The sequence below is a fragment of the Streptomyces sp. P6-2-1 genome, from assembly GCF_050613165.1.
In the GTDB taxonomy this organism is placed as follows: domain Bacteria; phylum Actinomycetota; class Actinomycetes; order Streptomycetales; family Streptomycetaceae; genus Streptomyces.
Window position 1 is genome coordinate 2,911,152 of sequence record NZ_CP192513.1, and the last position, 14,787, is coordinate 2,925,938.

A 14,787-nucleotide genomic window follows, 5' to 3' on the forward strand; every position below is an offset into this window, starting at 1 on the left:
CCCCGCAGGCGCCACACCCCCGGCGAGCCCCCCCCCCAGCGACATCCCCGACCCCGCTGCCCCCACCCCACCCGCCCCCCTCCGCTTCGCCGTCCTCGGTCCCGTCCGGGCCTGGCGCGGGGATGAGCAGCTCACCACCGGCTCACCGCAGCAGCGCGCCCTCCTCGCCGTGCTGCTGCTCCGCGCGGGCCGTACCGCCACCGCGCCCGAGCTGATCGATGCCGTCTGGGGCGAGGAGCCGCCCGCCCAGGCGCTCGCCGCGCTCCGTACGTACGCGTCCCGGCTGCGCAAGGTCTTCGGCGGGGACGTTCTGCGCAGCGAGGCCGGTGGCTACGCGCTGCGCCCCGACGCGCTCGGCGCCGACGCGCTCGATCTCAGCCGGGCCGAGGAACTCGTCGCCGCGGCCGACGCCGCCCGCGAGGAGGGGGACCTGTGCCGGGCGAGAACCCTCAGCGACGAGGCCCTCGCGCTGTGGGAGGGCGAGCCGCTCGCCCAGGTCCCCGGCCCCCATGCCGCCAATCAGCGGGCCAGACTCGCCGAGTGGCGCCTCCAGGTCCTGGAGTCCCGCTTCGCGATGGACCTGGAGCAGGGCTGCCACGCCGAGGCCGTCTCGGAGCTGACCGCCCTCACCACGGCCCACCCGCTCCGCGAGCGCCCCCGCGAGCTGCTCATGCTCGCCCTCTACCGCTCCGGGCGCCAGGCCGAGGCACTCGCCGTGTACACGGACACCCGGCGCCTGCTCGCCGAGGAGCTGGGCGTCGACCCTGGCCCCGCGCTCGCCCGCCTCCAGCAGCGCATCCTCGCCGGGGACGAGGAGCTGGCCCGCTCCCCCCAGCCCGCCCCGCACGGCGGCCCGCCTCCGCTGAAGCCCGCGCAGCTGCCCGCCTCCGTACCGGACTTCACGGGCCGCGAGAACCTCGTCAAGGAGCTGAGCGAGACCCTCGCGGGCGCGGGCTCCCAGGTCATGGCGGTCTCCGCCGTCGCGGGGATCGGCGGTGTCGGCAAGACCACGCTCGCCGTGCACGTCGCGCACGACGCCCGCGCCGCCTTCCCCGACGGCCAGCTCTACGCCAACCTCCAGGGCGCCGGAGCGCACCCCGTCGACCCCGAGACCGTCCTCGGTGGCTTCCTGCGCGCCCTCGGCGTGCGCGACACCGCGCTGCCCGCCTCGCTCGACGAACGCGCCGCGCTCTACCGCTCGGCGCTCGACGGCCGCCGCGTCCTCGTCCTGCTCGACAACGCCAAGGACCCCGCGCAGATCCGCCCGCTGCTGCCGGGTACGGAGGGCTGTGCGACGCTCGTGACGAGCCGCCAGCGCATGGTCGGCCTCGCCGGGGCGCACCTCGTCGACCTCGATGTCATGTCCCCCGAGGAAGCCCTCACGCTCTTCACGCGCATCGTCGGCGCCGAGCGCGTACAGGCCGAGCGGGAAGCGGCGCTCGACGTCGTCGCCTCCTGCGGTTTCCTGCCGCTCGCGATCCGCGTCGCCGCCTCGCGGCTCGCCGCGCGCCGCACCTGGACCGTGTCCGTACTCGCCGCGAAGCTCGCCGACGAGCGGCGCAGGCTCGACGAGTTGCAGGCCGGGGACCTCGCCGTCGCTGCGACCTTCGAGCTGGGGTACGGGCAGCTCGAAGCCGACCAGGCGCGCGCCTTCCGGCTGCTCGGGCTCGTCGAGGGCCCCGACATCTCGCTCGCCGCCGCCGCGGCCCTCCTCGACCTGGACCCGTACGAGGCCGAGGACCTCCTCGAATCGCTCGTCGACACCTCGTTCCTCGAATCGGCCGCGCCGGGCCGCTACCGCTACCACGACCTCGTCCGCCTCTACGCGCGCTCGTGCGCCGAGCGCGACGAACAGCCCGAGTCGGTGCGCGCCGAGGCGCTCGGGCGGCTCCTCGACTTCTACCTCACGACGACGGCCCGCGTGTACGCGCTGGAGCGGCCGGGGGACCGGCTCGTCGACCACCTCGCGCCGACCCGCTACCCGGGCCTCACGCTGACCTCGCCCGACGAGGCGCAGGACTGGCTCTACGCGGAGGCGCAGAGCCTCCTCGCGACCGCCCGGCGGGCCACCGAGCGGGCCGGTTCGCTCGCGGCCGCCGTGGATCTGCTGTGGGTCGCGAAGGACTTGAGCGAGTCGGGCGCCAACGCGCGGCAGTACCGCGAGGTGGCGCTGGGCGCGGTCGAGCGGGCGGAGGGCTTCGGGCTCGCCTCCGTCGCCCGGCGCGCGCTCCTCGTCCTCGCCGACTCGGACAACGCGGCCGGACGGCTCGACACCATGCGCGAGCGGGCCGAGCGCGTCCTCGCGCGGACGGACGAGGCCGCCGACGCCGTGGTGGAGTGCTGGGCGCACAACCTCCTCGGCATCGGTTCGCTCTACCAGGGCGAGCACGAGGCGGGTGAGCGGCACCTGAGCGCCGCCGTCGAGCACTTCAGGGGGCTCGACGACCAGGCGGGGCAGGCGGCGGCGCTGTGCAACCTGTCCCGTATCCACCTCGCCACCGGGCGCCTGGACAGCGCCCTCGCCCTCGCCGAGCGCGGCACCCGCCTCAACGACACGGCGGGCAGTGCCCTGCGCGGCGCCAACGGCCGCTACACGCAGGCCCTCGTCCTCACCGCGGCCGGACGGCCCGCCGAGGCGGTGGAGCGGCTCGACGAGGCGCTCACGGTCTTCCGTGCCAACCGGCAGCAGCTGTGGGTGGGCATGACGCTGTGCCGGCTCGCCGAGGCGCGGCTCGCGCAGTCCGAGGCGGCGCAGGCAGCCGCCGACGCCGAGGGCGCGCTCACCGCGCTCAACGGAGTGGGCGGCGAGTGGCGCCGGGCGCAGGTCCTCACCGTCCTCGGCCGCGCCCTCGCCAGGACCGGTCAGGAAGGCCGCGCGCAGGTGTGCTGGGCGGAGGCGGAACGGGTCTACGAGGAGCAGGACGCCGCGACCGAGGCAGCCGCCGTACGCGCCCTGCGCGCCCAGACGCCCACGGCCTGAGCCCGCGGAGTACGGGCGGTGGCAGACGCGCGGCGGGCCGTGGCAGACATATGGCGGATCGCGGCAGAGGCGTGACGGGCCGTGGCAGGCCGTGGCAGACGCGTGGCAGGACGCGGCAGAAGCGGTGGCAGGCCGTGGCAGAGGCAGTGGCAGCACGCGGCAGGACGCGGCAGACGCCTGTGTCAGGCCGTGGCAGGCTGTGGCAGGCCGTGGCAGACGCGTGGCGGAAATTCTGACTGCCTCTCAGCCACCCTGTCGTGGCAGCTGCCACGGCGACTGTCAGGCGTTCATCGTTCGTTTATCGCCGCGCGCCATGCTTCTTCCAACCGTTCCGTCGCGTCGGGGGGCAGACGGCACGGCTCCGGGCAGCTCCTCACTCGTGCACGACTCGTGAGTATGGTGAGCCGCCCGGTTTTCCGCCCGCTCGGCCTCCGACCGGGGGAGTGGCCGGGCGGGCGGAAGCACCCACCGTCCCCGTCGAAGAGGGAGAGCAGACACGATGGCAGAGAGCCAGCAGCCCGAGACCGCCGACCAGGCCAAGGGCCCCACGATCAAGCCGCTCAAGGACTCGTACGCGACCGGCAGCCCCGCCGACCCCGACGCCGCGGCGAAGAAGCCCGCCACGGACGGCGACGTCACCACGCTCGGCGACTCGTACGCCACCGGCAGCCCCGCCGACCCGGAGGCGAAGATACTCGACCGCCCCGAGGGCGACGAGAAGAAGTGATCTTCATCCGGCGTCCGTCCCCACGGGGGACGCGGGGGAGCACGGACGCCGGGTGAGCGGGTCCCCGCTGACCACGGGGGCGTACGGGGGACGTGCGCCACGCACAGGGGGACCAGGGGTCCGCGACGGCTGGGGGGTCGTCGCGGGCCCGGGGGAAAGAAAAAGGGGGAAACGCACCGGCCGTGACGGCCACCGGGGGAGACCGTCACGGCCGGTGCACTCGTATGCCCACCCGCCCCACCTCGCCACGCGCACCCCCTACGGCTCTTCCCTGTTGGCCGGAACCCGCGTCTGCCGCCCGCTCTCGCGGGTAGACGGCTGAACAGCTGGGCAGTTGTCCAGCCCCAAGGCCGGCAGGGAGGCGTGGCATGGTCCGCAATGTCCTCGGTGGCGTACTCGCCGTGCTCGGCGCCGCGGGCGCCGTCGCGAGCCCCTTCCGGCCCTGGTACACCTCGCGCCTCGGGCGCGAGTACCGGCTCCCCGACCTCTTCGTCCCCGGCGGCATCACGGCGGCGCACCCGAATCTGCTGTGGTCGCTCTTCCTGCCGTTCCTCCTCGCGGCCGTGCTGACCCTCGTCGGCCTCTTCGCGCGCCTGCGCACCCCGGTCCTGCTCGCCGGGGTGCTCGTGCTCGGCTGCACGGTGCTGTGGGCGGTACGGGCCGCTCAGGCAAACGGGGACTCGCTCACGCTCGCCGCCGACGGCTCCGGGGTGCGCACCGGCGCGGGCGGCGCGGCGGCCGGCGGTGTCCTGCTGCTGCTCGCGGCCGCCGTCATGAGCGGCCGCCCCCGCCACGTCCCCGCACCGCCCCCCGTTCCCGTACCGCCCCCGCCGCCGCCCGCGTACGAGGACGGCCCCGACGAGGACGACTGGCGCACCCCCGCCTCGTACGGCCAGGGCGGCGCGCCCACCTCGTACGGCCAGGGCGGCGCGAGCGGTCCGTACGACCAGGGCGGCGCGGGCGGTCCGTACGGGGCGCGCCGTCCCGGCCCGTACGGGGACCCCGGGCCCGAGCCGACCACTCCCCTGCCGACGATCCGCCCCGCGCCGGGGAAGGACTGACCGGGGCATGGTTCAGCCGCGCCCCTGCGCGGACTGCGTCCCGGTGCCCTCCTTCGCGTCGAGCGCGTACACGCACCGGTCGCCACTGCACGCGTAGACGACGCCGCCGCGCACGACGGGGGAGCCGGTCACCGCGCCGCCCGTGAGGAGCTTCCAGCGCAGCTGGCCGCCCGAAGCGCTCAGCGTGTAGAGGCAGTTGTCCGCCGAGCCGAAGTGCAGCAGGTCGCCCGAGGCGACCGGGGCCCCGACGATGTCGCCGCCCGCCTGGAAACGCCACGCGGGCGTGCCGTGCACGGCGTTGAGGGTGTACATGCCGTTGCCCGATGCCACGTGGACGAGGCCGCCGGCGACGAGTACCGGGTCGACCGAGGAACGGGCCTCGGTCGCGATGCGCCAGCGGTCGCGGCCGTCCTCCGCGTCGAGCGCCCACACCGCGCCGTGGTAGTCCGCCACGTACACGCCGCCGCCCGTGACCGCGGGACCGGGCGCGAACGCGGGCGGGCTGAGGAAGACGGCGGGTGCCTCGAACTGCCAGCGCACCCTGCCACCGTGCGCCTCGATCGCCAGGACGCGGGTCCCCGCGCACACGTACACGCTGCCGTCGGCGGCCGGGGTGATGCGCAGCGGCACGCCGCCGCAGGCGCTGACGTCGCCGACCGGGTACGACCAGCGTTCGGCGCCCGAGCGCGCGTCGACGGCGCGCAGCCTGGCGTCCTGCCACAGGTAGGCGGTGCCCTCGTGCAGGATGGGCGCCGCCTCCGCCGTCTCGAAGTCGGTCTGGAGCCCCGCGGTCTCCCACAGCCGCTCCCCTGTCGCCGCGTCCCAGCCGCGCACGGTGCCGCCCCGGCTCGCGGTGAGCACGGTGCCGCGGCCCGCGGCGAGCCCGTAGACCCAGCCGGGTGCGGCGGCGCGCCAGATCTCGGCGCCCGTGCGCGCGTCGAGCGCGTGCACGCCGGGGCCGTCCGAGGCGTGGATACGGCCCTGGTCGACGGCCATGACGAGGGCGACGTCGCGCGTCTTGAAGCGGCGGCGGCCCGTCGCGACGTCGAGCGCGTGCACCTCGAAGGACGTCACGTAGACCAGGTCCTCGGCGAGCACGGGCGTGCCCCACACGTCGTTGGACATGCGGAACCGCCAGGGCCGCCACGGCTGCCCGGGGCCCCCGGGGCGCGGTTCCGTCGCGGCCGTCGTGGGCGGCGCGGCCACCGGGGCGCGGCGATTGGACTCGCGTGTCCACCGCGAGGCGAGCGCGACGTGCCCCGCCTCGCGCTCCGCCTGGCCCGCCGCGCGCGCCTCGGCGACGCGCGGGCCCTCGCGGACGGGGACGCGCGCGCCCGGCAGCATGACCTCGGGTTCGGCGGCGTGCCTGCCGGGCTGGTTCGGCACCGCGGGCTCGACGGGCGGCCGGGGCGGTACGGGAGGACGGCGCGGCGGTGCGGGCTGCGGCGCGGGGACCATGCCCGTCCTGCTCTTCGACTCGATGAGTTCGACGGCGCGGCGCGGCAGCCACGCCGATGCCGTGCCGCTGTCGTCGGCGCCCGCGGCGAAGAGGTGCGGCGAGAGGGAGGCCTGGAGGTCCGCGGGGCTCGGGCGCATGGCCGCCTCCATGCCCATGCACGACTCGATGAGCGGTTGCAGCTCCTCGGGCATGCCCTCGGTGTCCGGGCCTTCGCGCAGCAGCATGAAGACCGTCTCGACGGGGTTGGCGCCGTGGAAGGGCGCGTGGCCCGTCGCGGCGAAGACGAGCGTGGAGCCGAGCGAGAAGATGTCGCTCGCGCCCGTGACGCTGCGGGAGTCCTTCGCCTGCTCCGGTGACATGTAGGCGGGGGTGCCGACGGCGACGTTCGTCATGGTCAGGCGCGTGTTGGAGACGCCGGACGCGATGCCGAAGTCGATGACGCGGGGGCCGTCGTGCATGACGAGGACGTTCGACGGTTTGAGGTCGCGGTGCACGAGCCCGGCGCCGTGGATCGATTCCAGGGCCTCGGCGATGCCCGCGGCGAGCCAGCGCACCGCGTTCGCGGGCAGCGGTCCGCACTCGTTCACGATCTCCTCGAGCGAGGGCGCGGGTACGTAGGCGGTCGCGAGCCAGGGCACGGCGGCGCGCGGGTCGGCGTCGACGACGGCGGCCGTGTAGAAGCCGGACACGGCGCGGGCCGCCTCGACCTCGCGCGTGAAGCGCACACGGAAGAGCTGGTCCTGTGCGAGTTCGGCGCGCACCGTCTTGATCGCGACCCGCCGCCCCGAGGCGGACCGCGCCATGTACACGAGGCCCATGCCGCCCGCGCCGAGCCTTCCGAGGACCTCGAACTGCCCGATGCGTCGCGGATCGTGCTGTGTGAGCTGGTCCATCTCTTCCTCAGCCGCCTCCCCGTCCGGGACCACGAGCGCGGCACCTGCGCAGCGCCCGCCCCGGTGCACCGCCACACGGTGCCCCCTGATTGTTCCTTCCGAAACCCGCCCTGGCTAACCGGGGTGGCGTCCCGGAGTGTCCTCGGCTATGCGGCCGCGGCGGTACGGGCTACTCGGCCACCACCCCGAAGACCGCTCCCTGGTCGTCCTCCAGCTCGGCGAAGTCCCCGTACGCCGTCTCCCGCGGCCCCCTGCGCAGCCTCCCCCCGAGCCCCCGCGCGGCCTCCACAGCCTTCCCGCAGTCGCCCACCCTGAACTGCACCAGCACGTGCGCGGGCAGCTCGTCGGGCACCTCGCCTGCCTCCAGGACGGCGCGGCCGAGAACTGCCGTGTCGACTCCGGGCCCGGCCTCCTCGGGCGACCACAGCCGCTCCCCGCTCGTCCCCGGCACGTCGTACCCCACGTACCGGAAGACGTGCTCGTAGAACGGGTCGACGGCCGCGCTGTCGCGCGTGCGCACCTCGCTCCACGCGTACGAGCCCGGCGCGGTCAGTTCCCTGAAGCCCTTGTCCGTGCCGGGCTGCCACAGCCCGAACACCGCCCCGTCCGGGTCGGCGACGAGCGCCCGCACGCCCAGCTCCCCCACGGCCTGGGGCCCGCTGATCCCCGTACCGCCCGCGGCGACAGCCCGGTCCGTGAGCCGGGCGGCGTCCGGGGTCGCGAAGTGGACCGTCCAGGCGGTGGGCAGCCGCCCGTCCGGCTTGCGGTAGAGCCCGGCGACGGGGTGCGGGCCCACGTACGCGTACGACTCGCCGGCCCCCGGCGGCTCGCGGAACGTCCAGCCGAACAGGGCCGCGTAGAAGCGGCGCCCGGCGGCCGCGTCCGGCAGCGCGCAGTCCACCCAGCAGGGCACGCCCTCGGCGAAATCCGGCATGACGACCACCTCCCGGCACACTTCCTGTCCACGCTATTCGCCTTTCCCGAATCCCGCATCCCGACCGGGAGAACCCGATTGGTGGACCCTGACAAAACGCCTTCCGAATGCTGGCAGGAATTTCCGGCCCAAGATCCCCGGAAATCACGTCACCCGCCCTTCTCCCGTATCCCGCAAGGGAATTGAGAGGGCGCAGGACGCGCAATTCAGGGCCCGCTCCCCATTTGCACTCGGCCGAATAGCGCGACACGCCGCTCTCGGTAAGCTGACGGTATGACAGCACACGTACGCACCGTCGACGGCCGCGTGGCCGGAGAGCGCGGGCAGGCGACGCGTCAGAAGCTGCTCGACTGCCTCAGCGAGATGCTCAGCTCATCGCCCTACCGCGATGTGAAGGTCATCGATGTGGCCCGCAAGGCCGGCACCTCTCCCGCCACCTTCTACCAGTACTTTCCCGACGTGGAAGGCGCTGTCCTGGAACTCGCCGATGAATTGGCGAGCGAGAGTTCCGGACTGTCGGTTTCCCTGGAGGGCCGCAGCTGGGCAGGAAAGACGGGTTGGCAGACCGCACAGGACCTCGTGGACTCCTTCATGGACCTGTGGCGCAAGAACGAGGCGCTGCTGCGCGTCGTCGATCTCGGCGCCGCCGAGGGCGACAAGCGGTTCAGCAAACTGCGCGTCAAGATCCTCGGTTCCGTGCATTCCTCGCTCGCGGCGGCGATCAAGGATCTCCAGGCGAAGGGCCGCGTCGACAAGGACGTGAGCCCGGCGGCGACAGCGGGCGCGCTCGTCACGATGCTCGCCGGTGTCGCCTCGCACCAGAAGGGCTTCACCTCCTGGGGCGCCAAGCAGGCCGAGATCCGGCCCGCGCTCTCGCAACTCGTCTACCTCGGCGTCACGGGCCGCAAGCCGACCCGCTGACGCCGACCGACCGCACGGGGCGACTCGCCCGGCCGGGCCGTACTAGACGGCCACCCTGACCGGCCGCGCGACACCCACCGGCCGACACCCACCGGCCGGGCCGCAGGGCAGGGCGGCATGGCGGGGCTCCGTGGCAGGGCCGCGTGACAGGGCCGCACGGCAGGGCACCGTGACAGGGCCGCATGCAGGGCCGCGTGGCAGGGCACCGTGTCAGGGCTCCGTGGCAGGGCCGCCGACAGAGCGGGTTCGGGTGCGGGGGTCGGGGTGCGTCGGGAGCTGGGCGGCTGCGGGATCGGCGGGCTGCGGGGACTCGGACTACGGGCTCGGCGACTGCGGGGACGGCGGCTGCGGAGACTCCGGCTATGGGCTCGACGGCGGGACACAGCGGTTCCGAGCACTGCCGGTTGCGGGCCCTTCCCGTTGCGGGCGCTCCGGTTCCGGGCGCTTCCGGGTCCGGGCCCTTCCCGTTGCGGGCGCTCCGGTTCCGGGCGCTTCCGGGTCCGGGCCCTTCCCGTTGCGGGCACTTCCGGTTCCGGACACTTCCGGTTGCGGGCACTACGGCTCCGGGCACAGCGGTGGCCGGACGCGGCGGTGACCGGGCACAGCGGCTCCGGGCACAGGGCCCCATGCGGCGGTGACCGGGCACAGCGGTGGCCGCACGCAGCGGCTCCAGGGAATACGGCTTCGGGCGCAACCATTCCGGCGCTCCCGCACCCGCACAGCCACTCCGGACACACCCCCGCCCTCCCAGGGGGCGGCCCCAACACCATTCTTTCGCACCCCCTCACCCCCACCCCCCTCCCCGCCCACATCTGTGGACAACTCCAGGGTTCCCGTACAACCGCTCACCCTTGCGAGTGAGCGCCGTGACGACTTGCGCGAAGTTATCCACAGATACGCCGAAACGGCTCGCCCGCGCACCCCCGCGTGCCAGGCTCATCGGCAGCGGGACAGCACACCCGCCCGCAGCCACCCCTGCCCCCGTCCCCGCCCCGCCCCCGCCCCGCCGATCCCGCCCGTCGTACCGCACAATCGGGGCCATGTCCGCCAGCGCACACGACGACGCCGTCGACCCAGGCCCCGAAGCGTTCCGCGCCCTGCTCCGCGAGCAGCGCGTGTGGGACCCCCGCCGCACCACCCTCCCCGCGCTCGACCCGGACGAGGTCCCCGGCCGTCCGCTGCCGCTCTTCCGGCAGTGGTTCGCCGAGGCGGCCGACGCGGGCGCCGTCGAACCGCACACGGTGTCGCTCGCGACCGCAGGAGCCGACGGCATCCCCGACGTCCGGATCGTCATGCTCCACGACGCCGACGAGGAAGCGGGCTTCTCCTTCGCGACGCACGCGCACAGCCGCAAGGGCCGCCAGCTCGCCGAGCGCCCGCACGCGGCCCTGTGCCTCTACTGGCCCGTGCTCGGCCGCCAGGTCCGCGTCCGCGGCCGTGTCGCCCCCGCCCCGCACGCCGAGGCCCTCGCCGACCTCCACGCCCACTCCCCCGGCGCCCTCGCCGCCGCCCTCACGGCCCACCAGAGCGAGCCGCTCCCCTCCCCCGAGACCCTCCGCACGGCCGCCGACGCCGCCTGGGCCCGCGCCCAGCACGAGCCGCGCGCGGACGCCCCCGACTGGACGCTGTACCACCTCGACCCGGAGGAGATCGAGTTCTTCCAGGGCGAGCAGGCCCGGCGGCACGTACGGGTGCGGTACGCGCGGGTGGCGGACGGGTGGGTGCGGGAACTGCTGTGGCCGTGACGGCCGCACGCCGCTCGCCTCACGCCCGGAACCACGCCCTGCCACGCCCGGCCCAGCCCTGCCACGCCCTGCCACGCCCGGCCCAGCCCGGCCACGCCCTGTCATGCCCGGCCCCGCCCTGCCACGCCCCACCCCGCCCTGGTCATGCCACGTACGACTGGAAGTCCCGCACTGGCACGTAACCCAGGCGCCGGTACAGCGCGTTGCTCGTCGGGTTGGCGGCGTCCGTGTTGAGGAGGATCTCCGTGCAGCCGGCCGCGAGGGCGTCCTCCGTCACCGCCGTCGTGACGGCCGCCGCATAGCCGTGGCGGCGGTGCTCGGGCGGGGTGTAGACCGTCGTGACGCGGGTGCTGCCGTCGGCGGCCGGGGTCCGCGCGGCCATCGCGACGGGGGTGCCCGCGGGGGTCTCCCACAGCAGGCACGTGCCCTTGGCGAGGATGTCCGCCGTCCAGGCCGCCGGGTCCGAGGGCGGGCGCTCGTCGATGTCGGTGGTGAAGCACCTGAACCACGCGGTCAGAAGCCCGGAGTCGGCCTCCGTCGCCGGGCGCGCGCGGCCGGGGAGCCGGTGCGGGGCGAGGGTGCCGAGGGCGTGGAGGCGGTTGGTGCGGCGCGGGTGCAAAGGGGTGCCGGTGAGGGACTGCCAGCGTCGCGCGTACGCCTGCGCCGCCTCCGGGCTCGTGAGAACGCCCTCGGGCCGCAGTCCCGCCCCGTGGAACGTCTCGGCGAGTTCCGCGCCCGCGCCCTCGGGCAGCGGCCCGGCGAGGACGGCGTACGGCGGGGTCCACAGCGCGAGGCCGCGCACGGTGCCGTCCGCTTCCTCGTATGTCGCGAAGCACGGGGCCTGCGTGCCGTAACGGGCCGGATCGCGGCGGACGTCGCAGGCCACGCTCCGCACCACGGTGTGTGCCGCGGACATGCGGCGGAGCAGCGGCGCCGCGCGGTCGAGGAAAGCGGCGGCGTCAGGGACAAGACGCCAGGCGGTGGTGGTCTCGGTCGTCATGGCTCATCGTCCGGGCCGCCGTGATCCTTTCGCAATCAGTTTTGTGGCATCACGGGTCACAACCGCCTCACAGGACACTACTCTCCGGTACATGCCCGAAGCCTCGACCGCCGCAGCGCACGCCCCCGTCTACGTCGTCGGGGCCGGGCCCGGCGGGCTCGCCGTGGCCGCGGCGCTGCGCGGGCGCGGGGTGCCCGCCGTCGTGGTCGAGAAGGCCGACAAGGTCGGCAACTCCTGGCGCGGGCACTACGACCGCCTGCACCTGCACACGACCCGCAAGCTCTCCTCGCTCCCCGGGCTGCGCATGCCGCGCCGCTTCGGGCGCTGGGTGGGCAGGGACGACGTCGTCAAGTACCTGGAGAAATACGCCGAGTTCCACGAGCTGGACGTGTTGACCGGGGTCGCGGTCGAGCGCGTCGACGCGCTGCCCGACGGCGGCGGCTGGCGGCTGCGCGCCGGGGGCGGGCGCGTGCTCGAAGGCCGGGCGGTCGTCGTCGCGACGGGCTTCAACCACACGCCGTACGTACCGGACTGGGCCGGTCTCGACACGTACGGGGGCGAGCTGCTGCACGCCGGTACGTACCGCGACGCCGAACCGTTCAGGGGCAAGGACGTCCTCGTCGTCGGGGTCGGCAACACGGGGGCCGAGATAGCCGTCGACCTCGCCGAAGGCGGGGCCTCGCGCGTACGGCTCGCGATCCGGACTCCCCCGTACATCCTGCGCCGTTCGACGCTCGGCTGGCCGGCGCAGCGGACCGGCATCCTGATCCGTCGCCTGCCCGTCAAGCTCGTCGACCTGCTCGCCGACCCGGTGTGCAGGCTCTCCGTGCCCGATCTGAGCGACAAGGGGCTCGCGCGCCCCAGCGGAGGGCTCTACACGCGGGCGCGCCAGGGCGCGATCCCCGTGCAGGATGTCGGGCTCGTCGCCGCGGTGCGCGCGGGCAGGGTCGAACCCGTCGCCGCCGTCGAGGAGTTCGCGGACGGGGACGTCGTGCTCGCGGACGGCTCGCGGGTACGCCCCGACGCTGTCGTCGCGGCGACCGGCTACCGGCGCGGCCTCGAACCGCTCGTCGGCCACCTCGGGGTGCTCGACGACAACGGGCGTCCCCGCACGCACGGTTCCCGCGCGGCGAAGCACGCGCCCGGGCTCTACTTCACCGGCTACACCAACCCGATCAGCGGCATGTTCCGCGAAATGGCCCTGGATGCCGAGCGCATCGCGTCGAGGATCGCCACATCCCGCTGAGCCGACGGCTGTCGTCCGGGCCGTTCGGACACCGCGGCACCCCCACGCCCCACCGCACAGCACCACCGCACAGCACCGCCGCAAAACACCACCACGGCACCACGGCACCACCGCACCACCGCACGACCGACCACGGCACGACCGCACCACCGCACCACCAGTTCGTACGTATTCCCGTAAGAACGACGGAGGACGAGGCACGTGGCAGTGGACCGCAGCAGGAACGGCGGAAACGGCAAGGACGTGGACGTGGAGGGGCGCGGGCTGTCGCGGCGGCGCGCGCTCTTCGGGGGCGCGGCGGCGCTCGGCGCGGGCGGGGCACTGCTCGCGGTTCCGGGGGCTGCGCAGGCGGCGCCACGGCGGGCGGCGGACGCGGCGGGGAAGGCGGCCCGCGACGCGGATGTCGTCGTGGTCGGCGCGGGGCTCGCGGGCCTGACGGCGGCGCGGCGGCTCGTCGCCGCGGGCAGGAGCGTCGTGGTGCTGGAGGCGCGGGACCGGGTCGGTGGGCGCGTACTGAACCTGAAGCTGCCGAACGGCGGGATGTCCGAGGGCGGCGCGGAGTTCATCGGGCCGACGCAGAACCGCGTCAAGGCGCTCGCGGACGAGGTCGGCGTCGGCACCTTCGCCACGTACAACTCGGGCAAGAACCTGCTCTACAAGGGCGGCAGGCGCACCCCGTACGCGACGGACGGGCTGCTCGGCGCGGTCCCGCCGATCGATGTGGCCGGGCTCGCCAACGCCGCCGCCGTACAAGCCCTGTTGAACGACATGGCGAAGAAGGTCCCGGTCGACGCGCCGTGGACCGCGCCGAAGGCGGCGGAGTGGGACGCGCAGACCTTCGAGTCGTGGCTCAGGCTCAACGCGGTGATCCCGTCGGCGAAGTTCCTCATGGACGTGGCGTGCACGAGCATCTTCTCGGCCCAACCCCGGGACCTCTCGCTCCTGTTCGTGCTCTTCTACATCGCCGCCGCCGGTGACGAATCGCACCCGGGCACGCTGGAGCGGCTCACCGAGACGGCGGACGGCGCGCAGGCGACGCGGTTCACGGGCGGTTCGCAGCAGGTGCCGCTGAAGGTCGCGGAGGCGCTCGGCGACCGGGTCGTGCTCTCCGCGCCCGTACGGGAGATCGCGCGCGCGGGCTCCGGGTACGTCGTGACGGCGGACGGCGTGACGGTGAACGCGAAGCGCGTGATCGTCGCGGTGCCGCCCGCGCTCGCCGGCCGCATCCGCTTCAGCCCGCTGCTCCCCGCCGTGCGCGACCAGCTCACGCAGAAGCTCCCGATGGGCTCGATCGGCAAGGCCATCGCGGTCTACGACACGCCGTTCTGGCGCGCGGACGGCCTCAACGGCCAGGTCGTCTCGGACGCGGGCACGGTCCGCTCGACCTTCGACAACTCGCCCGAGGACGCCTCGTACGGGGCGCTCATGGGCTTCATCGAGTCCGACGAGATGCGGGCGCTCGACGCGGCGGGCGAGGACGCGATCCGCACGGCGGTCCTGAAGGACTACGTCAACTACTTCGGCGACAAGGCCGCCGAGCCGACCGCCTTCGTCGTCCAGCGCTGGAACAACGAGGAGTTCAGCCGCGGCGGCCCGGTCGCTGTCGCCGGGCCCGGCGTCCTCACCCAGCACGGAGCGGCCATCCGGAAGCCGGTGGACGGCATCCACTGGGCGGGCACGGAGACCTCGACGTACTGGCACGGTTACATGGACGGGGCGGTGCGCTCCGGGGAGCGGGCGGCGCGGGAAGTGACCGCCGCCCTTTGACGGTCGCCCACGCCTGCGCGGAGCCCCCTGGGCAGGGCCTCGGGGCGGCTCCGC

10 protein-coding genes are annotated in these 14,787 nt (G+C 74.6%); 7 read left to right on the forward strand and 3 right to left on the reverse strand.

Annotation, left to right across the window (positions count from 1 at the left end):
- The first annotated feature begins 169 nt into the window (after positions 1 to 169).
- The 3 genes from ACQYWQ_RS12550 to ACQYWQ_RS12560 all read left to right on the forward strand — a co-directional run bounded on the left by ACQYWQ_RS12550 (position 170) and on the right by ACQYWQ_RS12560 (position 4,768).
- Positions 170 to 2,980, forward strand: a complete 2,811-nt coding sequence (locus ACQYWQ_RS12550) for a BTAD domain-containing putative transcriptional regulator (protein WP_431039165.1) — start codon at positions 170 to 172, stop codon at positions 2,978 to 2,980.
- A 499-nt stretch (positions 2,981 to 3,479) separates the two neighbouring features.
- Positions 3,480 to 3,707 carry a hypothetical protein gene (locus ACQYWQ_RS12555; RefSeq protein WP_431034528.1) on the forward strand — a complete coding sequence of 76 codons (228 nt, stop codon included), beginning with the start codon at positions 3,480 to 3,482 and terminating at the stop codon, positions 3,705 to 3,707.
- 368 nt (positions 3,708 to 4,075) lie between these two features.
- Entirely contained in the window at positions 4,076 to 4,768 is a 693-nt protein-coding gene (locus ACQYWQ_RS12560) for a hypothetical protein (RefSeq protein WP_431034530.1), read from the forward strand.
- Between the two features lie 12 nt (positions 4,769 to 4,780).
- Here the strand turns inward: ACQYWQ_RS12560 and ACQYWQ_RS12565 are convergent, their stop codons facing one another.
- Both ACQYWQ_RS12565 and ACQYWQ_RS12570 read right to left on the reverse strand, forming a co-directional pair.
- A complete protein-coding gene (locus tag ACQYWQ_RS12565; protein WP_431034531.1) occupies positions 4,781 to 7,120 on the reverse strand; it encodes a PQQ-binding-like beta-propeller repeat protein in 2,340 nt (779 codons plus the stop codon).
- 169 nt (positions 7,121 to 7,289) lie between these two features.
- On the reverse strand, positions 7,290 to 8,054 hold the full coding sequence (locus tag ACQYWQ_RS12570) for a VOC family protein (RefSeq protein WP_431034532.1): 765 nt from the start codon (positions 8,052 to 8,054) through the stop codon (positions 7,290 to 7,292).
- A gap of 273 nt (positions 8,055 to 8,327) precedes the next feature.
- On the opposite strand from ACQYWQ_RS12570, the gene ACQYWQ_RS12575 reads away from it, so the two are divergent.
- Together ACQYWQ_RS12575 and ACQYWQ_RS12580 are read left to right on the forward strand one after the other, a co-directional pair.
- The gene (locus ACQYWQ_RS12575) at positions 8,328 to 8,975 is read left to right on the forward strand and encodes a TetR family transcriptional regulator (RefSeq protein ID WP_431034534.1); all 648 of its coding nucleotides are present in this window, start codon (positions 8,328 to 8,330) and stop codon (positions 8,973 to 8,975) included.
- A 1,040-nt stretch (positions 8,976 to 10,015) separates the two neighbouring features.
- Positions 10,016 to 10,720 (forward strand): pyridoxine/pyridoxamine 5'-phosphate oxidase, encoded by a 705-nt coding sequence (locus ACQYWQ_RS12580; protein WP_431034535.1) that lies wholly within the window; start codon positions 10,016 to 10,018, stop codon positions 10,718 to 10,720.
- A 142-nt stretch (positions 10,721 to 10,862) separates the two neighbouring features.
- Here ACQYWQ_RS12580 and ACQYWQ_RS12585 read toward each other — a convergent pair whose 3' ends face one another.
- Positions 10,863 to 11,720 carry a GNAT family N-acetyltransferase gene (locus tag ACQYWQ_RS12585; RefSeq protein WP_431034536.1) on the reverse strand — a complete coding sequence of 286 codons (858 nt, stop codon included), beginning with the start codon at positions 11,718 to 11,720 and terminating at the stop codon, positions 10,863 to 10,865.
- Positions 11,721 to 11,811: 91 nt separating this feature from the next.
- On the opposite strand from ACQYWQ_RS12585, the gene ACQYWQ_RS12590 reads away from it, so the two are divergent.
- Both ACQYWQ_RS12590 and ACQYWQ_RS12595 read left to right on the forward strand, forming a co-directional pair.
- Positions 11,812 to 12,966, forward strand: coding sequence for a flavin-containing monooxygenase (locus ACQYWQ_RS12590; protein ID WP_431034538.1), 1,155 nt, complete (start codon positions 11,812 to 11,814; stop codon positions 12,964 to 12,966).
- Positions 12,967 to 13,209: 243 nt separating this feature from the next.
- The gene (locus ACQYWQ_RS12595; RefSeq protein ID WP_431039166.1) at positions 13,210 to 14,733 is read left to right on the forward strand and encodes a flavin monoamine oxidase family protein; all 1,524 of its coding nucleotides are present in this window, start codon (positions 13,210 to 13,212) and stop codon (positions 14,731 to 14,733) included.
- Positions 14,734 to 14,787: the final 54 nt, after the last annotated feature.

Excerpts from the sequence above, each read along its gene's own strand:
- ACQYWQ_RS12560 (WP_431034530.1), top strand. The coding sequence starts at position 4,076 with ATGGTCCGCAATGTCCTCGGTGGCGTACTCGCCGTGCTCGGCGCCGCG.
- ACQYWQ_RS12565 (WP_431034531.1), bottom strand. The coding sequence starts at position 7,120 with ATGGACCAGCTCACACAGCACGATCCGCGACGCATCGGGCAGTTCGAG.
- ACQYWQ_RS12590 (WP_431034538.1), top strand. The coding sequence starts at position 11,812 with ATGCCCGAAGCCTCGACCGCCGCAGCGCACGCCCCCGTCTACGTCGTC.
- ACQYWQ_RS12555 (WP_431034528.1), top strand. The coding sequence starts at position 3,480 with ATGGCAGAGAGCCAGCAGCCCGAGACCGCCGACCAGGCCAAGGGCCCC.
- ACQYWQ_RS12580 (WP_431034535.1), top strand. The coding sequence starts at position 10,016 with ATGTCCGCCAGCGCACACGACGACGCCGTCGACCCAGGCCCCGAAGCG.
- ACQYWQ_RS12575 (WP_431034534.1), top strand. The coding sequence starts at position 8,328 with ATGACAGCACACGTACGCACCGTCGACGGCCGCGTGGCCGGAGAGCGC.
- ACQYWQ_RS12570 (WP_431034532.1), bottom strand. The coding sequence starts at position 8,054 with ATGCCGGATTTCGCCGAGGGCGTGCCCTGCTGGGTGGACTGCGCGCTG.
- ACQYWQ_RS12585 (WP_431034536.1), bottom strand. The coding sequence starts at position 11,720 with ATGACGACCGAGACCACCACCGCCTGGCGTCTTGTCCCTGACGCCGCC.